Source organism: Pseudomonas lijiangensis, from assembly GCF_018968705.1.
GTDB classification, from domain to species: Bacteria; Pseudomonadota; Gammaproteobacteria; order Pseudomonadales; family Pseudomonadaceae; genus Aquipseudomonas; species Aquipseudomonas lijiangensis.
In genome coordinates this window covers 5,718,387-5,731,264 of the sequence record NZ_CP076668.1, presented here as the reverse complement: position 1 = coordinate 5,731,264, position 12,878 = coordinate 5,718,387, and the positions used below count along the sequence as shown (strand labels likewise).

The 12,878-nt window shown below is 58.0% G+C and carries 8 protein-coding genes; 5 read left to right on the top strand and 3 right to left on the bottom strand.

Annotated features, from left to right (window positions below):
• The first annotated feature begins 28 nt into the window (after positions 1-28).
• The 5 genes from pstB to KQP88_RS24525 all read left to right on the top strand — a co-directional run bounded on the left by pstB (position 29) and on the right by KQP88_RS24525 (position 9,269).
• A complete protein-coding gene (pstB, locus tag KQP88_RS24545) occupies positions 29-862 on the top strand; it encodes a phosphate ABC transporter ATP-binding protein PstB (RefSeq protein ID WP_200994378.1) in 834 nt (277 codons plus the stop codon).
• A 70-nt stretch (positions 863-932) separates the two neighbouring features.
• Positions 933-1,694, top strand: a complete 762-nt coding sequence (gene phoU / locus KQP88_RS24540; RefSeq protein WP_117167847.1) for a phosphate signaling complex protein PhoU — start codon at positions 933-935, stop codon at positions 1,692-1,694.
• A gap of 203 nt (positions 1,695-1,897) precedes the next feature.
• Positions 1,898-2,803 (top strand): response regulator, encoded by a 906-nt coding sequence (locus tag KQP88_RS24535; RefSeq protein WP_216704434.1) that lies wholly within the window; start codon positions 1,898-1,900, stop codon positions 2,801-2,803.
• Positions 2,804-2,989: 186 nt separating this feature from the next.
• Positions 2,990-8,206: a deaminase domain-containing protein gene (locus KQP88_RS24530; RefSeq protein ID WP_216704433.1), complete on the top strand. Its 5,217-nt coding sequence runs from the start codon at positions 2,990-2,992 to the stop codon at positions 8,204-8,206.
• 160 nt (positions 8,207-8,366) lie between these two features.
• A complete protein-coding gene (locus KQP88_RS24525) occupies positions 8,367-9,269 on the top strand; it encodes a peptidoglycan DD-metalloendopeptidase family protein (protein ID WP_200994376.1) in 903 nt (300 codons plus the stop codon).
• A 64-nt stretch (positions 9,270-9,333) separates the two neighbouring features.
• Here KQP88_RS24525 and KQP88_RS24520 read toward each other — a convergent pair whose 3' ends face one another.
• The 3 genes from KQP88_RS24520 to phoB form a co-directional block, all read right to left on the bottom strand.
• Positions 9,334-10,674, bottom strand: a complete 1,341-nt coding sequence (locus tag KQP88_RS24520; RefSeq protein WP_200994375.1) for a hemolysin family protein — start codon at positions 10,672-10,674, stop codon at positions 9,334-9,336.
• Between the two features lie 99 nt (positions 10,675-10,773).
• A complete protein-coding gene (phoR, locus tag KQP88_RS24515; protein ID WP_216704432.1) occupies positions 10,774-12,096 on the bottom strand; it encodes a phosphate regulon sensor histidine kinase PhoR in 1,323 nt (440 codons plus the stop codon).
• Between the two features lie 63 nt (positions 12,097-12,159).
• Positions 12,160-12,849, bottom strand: a complete 690-nt coding sequence (gene phoB, locus KQP88_RS24510; protein ID WP_216704431.1) for a phosphate regulon transcriptional regulator PhoB — start codon at positions 12,847-12,849, stop codon at positions 12,160-12,162.
• Positions 12,850-12,878 lie beyond the last annotated feature (29 nt).

Sequence of the window (12,878 nt, the reverse complement as noted above, 5' to 3'; positions counted from 1 at the left end):
ATGCGAAAAGTTCGCACAGGAGCAATCCATGCAACACGAAGGCTCAAACCGCGGCGTCAACATGTCGGCCCTGGGGCGCAACAAGTCAGGTTTGCATCTGGCCGATGAAATCGTGGCAATTGAAGTTCCGGGCCTGAACCTGTTTTACGGTGAAAAGCAGGCGCTGTTCGATGTCAGCCTGAACATTCCCAAGCAGAAGGTGACGTCGTTCATCGGCCCGTCCGGTTGCGGCAAGTCGACGCTGCTGCGCACCTTCAACCGCATGAACGATCTGGTCGATGGCTGCCGGGTAGAAGGCGCTATCAACCTCTATGGGCACAACATCTACAGCAAGGGCGAGGAAGTTGCCGAGCTGCGCCGCCGCGTCGGCATGGTGTTCCAGAAGCCGAACCCGTTCCCCAAGACGATCTACGAGAACGTGGTCTACGGCCTGCGTCTTCAAGGGATCAACAAAAAGCGCGTACTCGACGAGGCTGTCGAGTGGGCACTCAAAGGTGCGGCCTTGTGGGATGAGGTCAAGGACCGGCTGCATGAGTCGGCGCTTGGTCTGTCCGGCGGTCAGCAGCAGCGTCTGGTGATTGCCCGCACTATCGCCGTGGAGCCGGAAGTCCTGCTGCTCGACGAACCCTGTTCGGCGCTCGATCCGATTTCGACGCTGAAAGTTGAAGAACTGATCTACGAACTGAAATCCAAATACACCATTGTGATCGTTACCCACAACATGCAGCAGGCGGCACGGGTCTCGGATTACACCGCTTTTATGCACATGGGCAAACTCGTCGAGTTCGGTGATACGGATACGTTGTTCACCAACCCGACCAAAAAGCAGACAGAAGACTACATCACCGGTCGTTACGGCTAGGACGTGCTCCGTCAGCCCTGAACCACCGCTGCGTTTTCGCAATTAACCGGACGTTCCAAGGACACCCAGCATGATCCACAAAGACAGCCATACACATCACATCTCGCAACAGTTCAACGCCGAACTCGAAGAAGTTCGCAGCCACTTGCTCGAAATGGGTGGCCTGGTCGAGAAGCAGGTCAACGATGCCGTCACGGCCCTGATCGAAGCCGACTCGGGCCTGGCCCAGCGGGTCCGGGAAGTCGACGACCGGATCAACCAGATGGAGCGCAACATCGACGAAGAATGCCTGCGCATTCTTGCCCGTCGCCAGCCTGCGGCTTCCGACCTGCGCCTGATCATCAGCATTTCCAAGTCGGTGATCGACCTTGAGCGTATCGGTGACGAAGCCACCAAGATCGCCCGTCGCGCCATTCAACTGTGCGAAGAGGGCGAAGCGCCGCGCGGTTATGTGGAAGTGCGTCATATCGGCGACCAGGTGCGCAACATGGTTCGCGATGCGCTGGATTCGTTCGCACGCTTCGATGCGGAGCTGGCACTGTCTGTCGCCCAGTACGACAAGATCATCGACCGCGAATACAAGACCGCGCTGCGTGAGCTGGCGACCTACATGATGGAAGACCCGCGCTCGATCTCCCGTGTACTGAACGTGATCTGGGTCCTGCGTTCGCTGGAGCGTATCGGTGACCACGCCCGTAACATTTCCGAGCTGGTGATCTATCTGGTGCGTGGTACGGACGTACGCCACATGGGTCTCAAGCGCATGAAGGAAGAAGTACAGGGTATCCTGAGCGAAACCTCTAATGTTCCGGGTAAGACTGACGATAATTAAGATTGCCTGCGAAAAAACGCCCGGCATAAGCTGGGCGTTTTTCGTTCAGAGGATTAAGATTTGCAACCGCCCGCGAACTTCCGTGCTGGCGCAGTCATTCAATATGGCAGTTGGCTACCTACCAACGCTATGCTTGCCGAAACAAAGGGCGTGTTGGCATACCGCGGTTCACCTTCAAGGTGAACACGCCCGCAGGAGCGTCGATGAGTAAAGTCAGTGTATTGGTGGTGGATGACGCGACTTTCATCCGCGACTTGGTAAAAAAAGGGCTGCGCAATTATTTCCCCGGTATTCATACCGAGGATGCGGTCAACGGCCGCAAGGCCCAGGCGTTGTTGGTTCGCGAGACCTACGATCTGATTCTCTGCGACTGGGAAATGCCTGAAATGTCCGGGCTGGAGCTGTTGGCCTGGTGTCGTGAGCAAGACAATTACCTCAAGACCGTCCCATTCATCATGGTGACCAGTCGTGGCGACAAGGAAAACGTCGTCCAGGCCATCCAGGCTGGCGTAACCGATTTCGTTGGCAAGCCGTTCACCAACGAACAGTTGTTGACCAAGGTCAAGAAGGCCCTGGCCAAGGTGGGCAAGCTTGATCTGGTGATGTCCGGTGCTCCGGCGCGCATGAACTCTCCGCTCAATGACTCCCTGAGCGCATTGACCGGCGGCAAGGCCGAAGTGGTCCGTAGCGCAGCACCTGCTGCACCGGCGGCACCTGCATCGGCAGGCATCGCCAAGGCACCGCCAGTGGCCGCCAAGACCTCCGAGCCGGCAGGGCGTGGCCAAGGCCAGTTGCGTCTGCCCAACGGTAATCAGCCATGCGTCATCAAGACCCTGAGCCTGAAAGAAGCCTTGCTGCTGATTCGTCGCACCGACGCACTGCCGCAGATTCTCGACAGCGCCGTGATTGACCTTGAGCAGGGTGAGAACAATGAGGTGGCACGCTTGAATGGCTACCTGCATGCCGTCGTCGCCTTCGAGCAGAAGCCTGACAGCGAATGGTTGCAAGTGACCTTCCGCTTCGTCGACCAGGATGCCCAGAAGCTCGACTACCTGTCGCGCCTGATCGCCCGCGGCACCGCCCAGAAGCATTTCGTTCCTGGCGCCTGATTGTCGACCCCTTCGCGAATGAATTCGCTCCTGTGGTAGGAGCGGATTTATCCGCGAGACGATCTTCCAGATATCCCCGTTTCAGAACTTTCCTGCGTAATAAATGCTGGCTTTCCGGTTTCGGAGGCTGGTTATTGCCTGTTCCGTCTGTCTCGCCGCATGAAATATGCATACGAGACTACCCAAATGACGCCTACCATAACTCAATCGCTGAATATCCAGACCATCAGTGCCCGTCGATTGTTCTTCAATATCCATCACGCCCTGGGCGTCGATGCTGGCGAACACTACAGGGTCGATGCTCAGGCCTTGCCCGAAGAGCATTTTCGGGTGACCCGACTCGTTCTCCAGCATCTGCTCGGGGATGACAGCAGTTTCTCGAACGCCAGCATTGCAAACCCCAGAGCGCCTCAGGGACAGAAACTGTTTCTGATTTACCAGAGCGAAAAAGCCTGGAAGCTCTATGCCGATGCAATGGCGACCTCTCTGTCCGAGGTGACGCCCTGGTTGGTGCATCAGTTCTTTTCCCGACTGGCGTGGCTCGACGAGTCGACGGTCAGCTCCGAAACGGGCAGGGCGCAACTGAATGACTATTTGTACGGGCTTCGCCCTTATCGGGGCGAGGAGGTTGTACTGGACCTCAAGGATTATCCTGAACTTGGCGGGCTGTTGACGGCAGTCCCGCAGGATCTTCGCCTGTGGATGGTGCAGTTCAGGCGTGGCGCCCGCTTGATGTCTATCGGTGAGTGGATCGCGCACAGTTCCGGGCATGTGCTTTATAGCGGTATATCTGCCGCCAGGGACGAAAAAGACCGTGCTCCGTTGAGCGTGGTCTATGACGCGATTGCCCGGATGTTGCCGTCCGGCGAATACCGTGACCGGCCCTTGTCGGTTGCGCTCGATCAGAAGCTGGCGGAAGTTGCGACATGGTGGCAACTTGAGTTCTATCTGAAGGCAACCTCCGAAAACGACCCGCGTTGCGCAGGTTTGCAGATCGACTTCCTGACACCCACACCTTTCGCCAGTCGGGCCGAGTTCTATCGCAAGGCAGTCGCTTATGCCGTGAACTCCGATGACGATGCCTGGTTATCCCAGGCCATCGCCACTGCAAAGGCTGCCCCTGGCATGCGTGCGCTCTCGCTGGCGATCGAGCTGCGTTTCAAGCATGCAGGTCTGACGTTCGAGTCAGCCATTGCGCTGGCCACAGTGCTGCTGGATTCGGCGCTCAAGTCCAGTCCCGAGGTCAGCGAATTGATGCTCACGTCACGGGGGCTGGATGTTCATGTGCCGCGCCTGGACACCTGGAGCGCAGTGCACAATGCCGATGAGCTGTTCCGGGAGCTTGGGATCGGTTTGTTGTGCAGGCCTGAAACCGATGCCTTGCGCTGGAGGCCCGCACATACCTGGTATGCGTTGATCCAGACCGCTCGGTTCAAGGCCATGTTTACCTCGCTGCTCAACCGCATGCAGTGGTTCGGAGCCCTGAGCAGTCAGCAGGCCTCGCCGCGTATTACCCAGGCGCTGGCCGGGCGTGCCATAGTCGATTACTTCCTCGGGGCCACCGATGCCTTTGCCGAGCCGCTGGCAAAGACGCTGCGCGGCGCGTGGGTCTGTGGCTACAGTCATGTCCAGCTTTGCGCGAGATTGCGGGACGATATCAAGACTCGCCTGCCCGGCGTGTCCTCGCCGGTGCTCGAGATGCTGCATTACCTGTTGCTACGCGAAACGATGCCCGAGCTGCTGGTGGAAGGTGTTCCCGATCATCTGCAATACGGCCGATCGCTGCAAAGCGTGGCGCTGACTCATGGTGTGGCATTGCTCGAAAGCCTGCGAACGGGCCATTCCCTTGCGCTTCAATACGATGAGGTTATCGAGATCAGCGCGCAGTTGACCCGGTCAACCGATGCCACTGTCCATGCCTTGTGGGCAAACAGCCTGGTCATTCCGGCTTTGCGTTACGCCATTGCGCATGGCGCCATTGAGTGGAGTATCGACGATCTCGACCGGGCAAGCCCCGCGCAGGTCAGGCAGGCCTTGAGCTATCTCAAGGCTCAGCAGGAGCTGCACGCCTCTGAATTGAATGACTTGTTGAGTATCAAACCGCCGGATCGCAAGCGCCTTGCCGAACAAATGCTGATCGAGGCCAATGTTGACCGTCGACTCTGGGAGGTCGCCATCAAGGTTCACAACTGGCCAATACTGCAGGAACATGGCTTTACCATCTCGAACACCTACTCCATTGATCGTCTGCTGGCTGTGGGGCGCCCACAGGCCACAATCGTGGAGCTGGTGATGATGGGAGAGGCTTACATTAAAGGAAAACCGTCGATTCCCGAGGCCTATGACGGTGCGTTCGACTCATTCCGGCAAGCGCTGATCCGTGCTGAAGCCAGAGTCATGAGGCGCCTGTTGTCCGAGATGCAGGTCGCAGATCGAACGGCCCTGCTGAACTCGACCTGTGAAGTGAGCCGGGTAGCCTTTGCTGACGGAGAGGGTGTCCAGGGGCTCTTCATTCGTTGCCAGCCGGGTGATCATCGGGCTGACTTTCACGAGCACAAGGTCGCCGAGGAGGTGTTTCATGAATTGATCCCCGCTGGCGGGGTCATCCGTAAAGTCCAGCAACGCTTCCAGTACACCGTTCAACTCGAAACCGGTTTTAGCGGGAATATCGTGGAAACGGTCGAGAAAAGGCAGCGTAATGCCGAAAAAATCGCCCAGGCACCGATTACCCCATTGTTACCCCTCGATAGCGACGCTTATCTCAAGGGCACGGCTTCTCGCTCTTCGGCGATATACCACCAGCCGCGCCTGGGAACACTGATTCCGGCCCCCGGACTCATTTATCTTCCCGGCGGGAGTGAGCAGGCCAGGCTTGATGCTTTTGTGCAGGTTGCCGCAGGCCATTTGCTCGCCCGCTTTCTGGAAAGAAGCAGGGCTGAACATGAACATGTGACCCAGTGGGAACAGTTATGGGCCAAAGAGCGGGAATATGCCGATATTGCGGCACGTCTGATCATTCCCTTCTATGGCTGTATCACCGATCTGGCTCACGACAATCACTCTGCCGGAGTCATTGTCGGCTGTGTGGCGGAGGTGGCTTTCGCATTGATTCCTGCCGGGCAATTCGTCGGCTCGACGGCGCGGATTGTCCTGAAGGCCGGTGAAATGAGTGTGCTGTCGATATTCAGCCTGACTGGCAAGGCGGTGGCTCGTCTGATAGTCGGGCTGGCAGAACAGAGCGCCCTGTTTGCCGTGCGAGATGTGGGCAGGCTCGCTTTCAAGGCTGGCAAGCTGGGTTGGACGAGGTTACTGGAGCAGGTGCCCTCGTTGAAAAGGATCTTTGCTTCCCGGGGGGCTCTGGAAAGCGGCCTTTGCTTCGACAAGGGCATGTATCGGGTAACGGACAGTGCTGAGCACCCATGGAGCCCCAAGGTGAAGGCGCTCGACAGACGTGCCATTGTCGATGGCCGACCTGATGTCGTTGTACGCAATATCGGTACTGCGCAGGAGCCGGATTTCAGACTGCTCGATCCTGAGTCCGATGCAGTTTTCGGGAAAAAACTGACAACGATCTCGAAAACCGGACCGCTGGAGTTTTCAGTGTTGTCTGCAAGCGAAGGCATTGTTCCTGGCCACTATCCGACTGTATTGCCGGTCACTTCGAAAGTGGATGGCTTCACCGAGCTGTCTATTGCCCAAGGCTGTCGTGTCCATGTCATTGAAAGAGGGGAAGGGGTGTTCGATATCCTGGTCGATGGCGAACGCTATCATCTCGAAGCTGGCAAACCGGATGCTGCCATGCGCAAGCTGGCGGTCAGCAAGCTCTCCAGCGAGGCATACGGGCTGGAGGAAATCGAAAGTGCGTGCCGGGCACGCCGCAACCTGGAGCTGGTGCCCTGCGCGACTGGTATCAAGCTGGCGACGCCGGTTCCAGAGCCACTGGTACCTGGGTCGACCTCTCCCAAGCGAACCGGCAAATATCCGAGTCATGCCATGGATGCCCGTGAGTTCACACTGGAAAGACTGACCACGGGGGCCGGAGAAACCTCTCAAAGTCTCGATGTCTTCGTTTATGAGGGGAAGTTCTGCAAATGGGCCGAGCAACCTGAAGTAACCCCCTCGACGTCGGCACAGACCGCAGCGGTCGGGAAGATGGTCATGCCGCTTTCCCAGGAGGAACTGGAGCTTTTCTCATTACCTGAAATACCGGTTTACCTGCCGGAACTGGATGGGGTGCTTTCGGGTTCAGGTCGATTGGGGGTGCCGCCAAACTATTCCCCCGAAGATACGGCCTTCATTTATGAGTTCGCTCCTGTTGTCGAATTTGGAGCCATCGCTCATGGCGTCAAGGACACTCGCACGCTGCGCGGAGCGCGACTGCAGCATGCGAATACAGACTGGATTTTCGTGGAGCCTGACACGGGTGTTTTCTACAAGACGCGAACCCCTGAGTCTGCCCAGACTGCGTTGAGGTTTTCCCGTGTTACAGATGCTGACGAGATCAATGAGTTTATTCGTGTGTCGGAGAAATACAGGCTGGTGCGGGAGCGTCCGAATATAGAGACGGATCGTGAAAATATCGCGCGTCTGCTGTTCGATCTGCTCGATGAGTCTGAACGGAGTGCGTGGAAGGTTTCATGGGGGCAGCAGATCTCTTCCTATGATGACTATGTGCAGTGGTGTCTTGCCAACAAGGAAGATAATGCGCTTCTGGGGTTTGCCAGTAACATCCTGGCAGGCGAAGAGATCCAGAAGAAGTTCGTGGAACTTGCCAAGCAATGCATTCCCGACTTCAAGAAGATTGCCCAGAGAAGCGTGCCCGAAAAGCAGCACATCATGGAGGTGCTCAACAGGCTTTTGCCGGTAGCGGGTTCAAAAGACAAATGGGAGGCGCTGAATATTCAGAGCATTGTTACTCCCAAGGCCACAAAAGCGATTCTGAAACAGATCAAGGGGGCAAATCTTTCCTTTGCACAGGTTTATACCGAGTCCGGGGATCGAGTGGTGTATTACGCGCTTTCCGGAGGAGAGAAAGCGAAACCTCTCAAATTGCGGATCGACTCTGCTGAAACTACCGAGCAGATACTGGATGGCATCATATTCCGCGATGCCCGTGGCCGAATGGCAGGTCGCAATCCCGATCCACGATTTACCAGCCTGCCGGTTGTGCGGGATGCCTCTCGTACAGTGATCCGGGATTTCAGCCGTGACCTCGATGCGGAGCGATTGATCGCGACGGTGTTGAAAGAGGACATGGCAACCACGCGCCTGACCCATATCAGATTCTTTACCGTGCTCGACACCTGTCGCTCGTGCGGCGGATTTGTCTTGCCGCGTTTGAAACTGGACTTCCCTGACGCACTGTTTTCCGTGACCTACCTGAAAAATTACACCTTTTCATAATTTATCCTGACCTGCGCGGTGTGCCGGACATACCGCGCAGCAGCACCCTGGCGTGCATTTATTGACGCTCGGTCCATGGCCTATTGATACGGCAGTGTCCTTTTCTGTCCCCAACGCTGCTAGGCTTGGCCCCTGTTGCCCATTATCCAGAACACTTCCGATGCTCGAACGCTTGCTGATCCTGACTGCCCTGACGCTGGCCTCGCAAATGGCCGCAGCAGTCACGATCTATAAAACCGTCGATGCCGATGGCGTCGTTGCCTTTTCCGACCGTCCCACCGCCGGTGCTTCTGTGGTGGTGTTCCGGGACCGGATGGTCGAGCATTTCGAGAAGCAGGTGCATTTGAGCGTCAAGAAAGAAGGCGGCGTGCATAGCCTGTATGTGCGCAACGACCTGTATGCGCCGGTTGAAGTGGAGCTCAAGCTTTCCGGGCTGAGTAACGTGCTGGGGATTACGGGATCCTCGTCAACCATCCGCCGCACGGTGCCTGCGCGCAGCAACGAACGCATGATCGTGCTGAGCCCCAAACAGGCGGGCAAGGCCATGAACTATGCCTCGATACTGACTTCCACGCTGGGCGATTCGAAGCGGGCCACTCAGGCCTACAAGTATCCTTTGCCCTGGGTGGGCGGGCCGTTCCGCCTGACTCAGGGGCCTGGTGGCAAATACAGCCATTACGGTCCGAAAGGGCGTTACGCGATGGACATCGCCATGCCGGAAGGCACGCCCATCATCGCAGCGCGTGCAGGCACGGTGGTGAAAGTCGAGAACAACCAGACAGGCCGAGGCTCGAACCCGTCAGGCAACTTTGTGCGGATCCTGCACAATGACGGCACCATGGGCGTCTATCTGCACCTGATGCGCGGTTCGGTGAGTGTCAGGGAAGGGCAGCAAGTGCATGTCGGCAGCCCGCTGGCGCGGTCCGGCAATACCGGCAACAGCACCGGCCCGCATTTGCACTTTGTCATCCAGCGCAATACGGGTAATGCGCTGGAATCCATTCCTTATGAATTCGCCACGCCGGTCCAGAGCCTGCCCAACTTCGCTGTGGGCGGGAATTAGGGCTTCTGTAGCTTCGCGAATGAATTCGCTCCCACCGTAGGAGCGAATTCATTCGCGAACGCAATCAATCGATCTTCAGCACCTTGGCCAGTACGATCTTCGGGCCTTTCATCTTCTTGATGATGATGCGCAGGCCTTCGACTTCCATCTGCTCTTCCTCTTCCGGCACCCGTTTCAGGGTTTCGTAGATCAGACCAGCCAGGGTTTCGGCCTCGATGTGGTCCAGGTCGATGCCCAGCAGGCGTTCGACCTTGAACAGCGGGGTATCGCCACGTACCAACAGTTTGCCCGGCTGGTAGGCGAGGATGCCGCGCTCGACCTTGCGGTGCTCGTCCTGAATGTCGCCGACCAGCACTTCCAGCACGTCTTCCATGGTCAGGTAGCCGATGATCTTGCCGTCAGCCTCTTCCACCAGCGCAAAATGCGCGCCGCCCTTGCGGAACTGCTCCAGCAGTTGCGACAGCGGCATGTGCCGTGAAACGCGCTCCAGCGGGCGGATCAGTTCGAAGAGGTTGAAGGACTCCGGAATATGGTCCAGTGCCGCCAGCTCCAGCAGAAGATCCTTGATGTGAAGCAGGCCGACGAATTCGTTGTTCTCGGCATCGTAGACCGGATAACGGCTGAATTTGTGGCGACGGAACTGGGCCAGGATTTCCTTGAGCGGCGCGTTGCAGTCCAGGGAAACCAGGTCTTCGCGGGAGTTGGCCCAGTCGACCACTTCCAGCTCACCCATTTCCACGGCCGAAGCCAGCACGCGCATGCCCTGATCGCTGGGGTCCTGGCCACGGCTGGAGTGCAGGATCAGTTTCAGCTCGTCGCGGCTGTAGCTGTGTTCGTGATGCGGGCCGGGCTCGCCCTGGCCGGCAATGCGCAGAATGGCGTTGGCGCTGGCGTTGAGCAGGTAGATGGCCGGGTACATCAGCCAGTAGAACAGATACAGCGGCACCGCAGTCCACAGCGACAGCAGCTCAGGCTTGCGAATGGCCCAGGATTTGGGAGCCAGTTCACCGATCACGATATGCAGGTAGGAAATGATGAAAAACGCCGTGAAGAACGACACGCCTTTGATCACTTCTGCGGATTCCACGCCCATCGCACTGAGCAGCGGCTCCAGCAAGTGGGCGAAGGCCGGTTCACCGACCCAGCCCAGGCCGAGGGAGGCGAGGGTGATGCCCAGCTGGCAGGCCGACAGGTAAGCATCCAGTTGCCCGTGAACCGTGCGCAGGATGTGGCCGCTCCAACCGTTTTTCTTGGCGATGGCCTCGACGCGGGTCGAGCGCAGTTTGACCATGGCGAACTCTGCTGCAACGAAGAAGCCGTTGAGCAGGACCAGGAACAGTGCGAAAAGAATCATGCCGAAATCGGCGAAGAGTGAAGCCGTGGTGAAACTAGGGGATGGGTCCATGGTGGGGTTTTGCGGAATCCGTTTTATTCAAGGTAAGGGCGTGCAGCACAGGAAATGGCGCCATGAACGGGGCAATGTAGCGGCTCGCAGCAAGCTTGCCTAGTAGTCTGGATCCACATCTCCGGGTTTTGCCAACTGAATGGCGGCGAAATGGCAGGTAAATACGCTGCCTTTGCCCATTACGCTGTTGATTTCAAGTGTGCCGCGATGGCGCAGCAGCACATGCTTCACGATGGCCAGGCCCAGGCCGGTACCGCCGGTATTGGAGGCGCGGCTGGTGTCGACGCGATAGAAACGCTCGGTCAGACGCGGCAGATGCTTGGTTTCGATGCCGATACCCGAGTCATGCACACTCAGGTGCGCACCGCGGTCGTCGGTCCACCAGCGAATACGGATATTGCCTTCGGCCGGCGTGTATTTCACGGCATTGAAGATCAGGTTGGAAAACGCGCTGCGCAGCTCGGTTTCGCTGCCCTTGAGCTGCATGTCGCTTTCCGCGTCGAGGGTGATCTGGTGATTCTTGCTGGCTGACAAGGCCTGAGCATCGGCCTTGATGGTCTTGAGCAGCGTCACTACGGCCACCGGATGGTTGTCCGAGGGGTAGTCGGTGGCTTCCAGCTTGGCCAGCAGCAGCAAATCGTTGAGCAGCGTCTGCATGCGCCCGCCTTGCTGGTGCATCTGTTGCAGCGCGCGAACCCAGCGCGGATTGACCTCTTCGACGTTGTCGAGCAGCGTTTCCAGATAGCCGAAGATTACTGTCAGCGGTGTCCGCAGCTCATGGGAAACGTTGGCGACGAAATCCTTGCGCATCTGTTCCAGCTGATGAATCCGTGTGACATCGCGCACCAGCATCAGGTGCTCGTTGTTGCCGTAGCGGGTAATCAACAGCTGGATGCGCAGGTGATCCTTGGTCGGCGAGGGGATTTCCAGCGGTTCGCTGTAGTTGCCCTGAGCGAAGTATTCCTTGAAGCGTGGATGGCGCACCAGGTTGGTGACCGGCTGGCCGCTGTCCTGAGGCGTCTTGAGCCCCAGCAGCGTTTCGGCGGCGCGGTTCCACCATTCCAGGTTGCCTTCGCTGTCGAGCATGATGACCGCATCACGCAAGGCGGCGGTGGACTCCTGGACACGGTCGATGACTGCCTGGAGGCGACCCCGTACGCGCTGATCCCTGCGCTGCAGGTGATAGATGCTGTCAAAGACCTCGCCCCACAGGCCGTAACCATCAGGTGGCGGCTCGTCGGTGCTGTGGTTGCTCAGCCATTCATGCAGGCGCAGCAGTTGCTTGAGGGTCCAGGCCAGGTAAAGCCCCAGCCCGATAGCCAGGCTCCAGCCATACTCGCCACTGATCAGGCCGACCACCATGCAGGCGGTGACCAGCAGCAACATGTGGCGTATCAGCGTGCCGTGCCAGTTTCGATTCAATTAAAGGTACATCCTTGACGGGTACACATTGGCTGCTGCCTTGTGTCTCTATGCAAACGGCTCTCAGCTTTTTGTGGAAAAGCGATAGCCGGTGCCGCGCACGGTTTGTACCAGATTCTCGTAGGCATCGCCCAGAGCTTTGCGCAGGCGCCGGATATGGACGTCCACGGTGCGCTCTTCGACATAGACGTTGCCCCCCCAGACCTGGTCCAGCAATTGGCCTCGAGTGTAGGCGCGTTCCTGATGGGTCATGAAGAATTGCAGCAGGCGGTATTCGGTAGGGCCCATTTCCGCGGGCTTGCCATCGATGGTCACGCGATGGCTGACCGGGTCGAGCAGCAGGCCGCCGACTTCTATGGGCGCTTCGCCGTCGCTCGGGCCCGCCCGGCGCAATACGGCTTTGAGGCGGGCAACCAGTTCCCGTGGCGAGAACGGCTTGGTGATGTAATCGTCGGCACCGACTTCCAGGCCCTGGATCTTGTTGTCCTCTTCGCCTTTGGCCGTCAGCATGATGATCGGGATGTCACCGGTCAGCTCGTCGCGCTTGAGGCGACGGGCCAGTTCGATACCGGATGTGCCGGGCAGCATCCAGTCGAGCAGGATGAGGTCCGGCTTGCGGTCAACGATAATCGCGTGGGCCTGCTGGGAGTTTTCCGCCTCAATGCAGTCATAGCCAGCCATTTCCAGTGCGACTGCGATCATTTCACGAATGGGGGCTTCGTCGTCAACGATCAGGATGCTCCTGCCAGCCATGCTCGAACCTCTTGTCATTTAACTGTCTT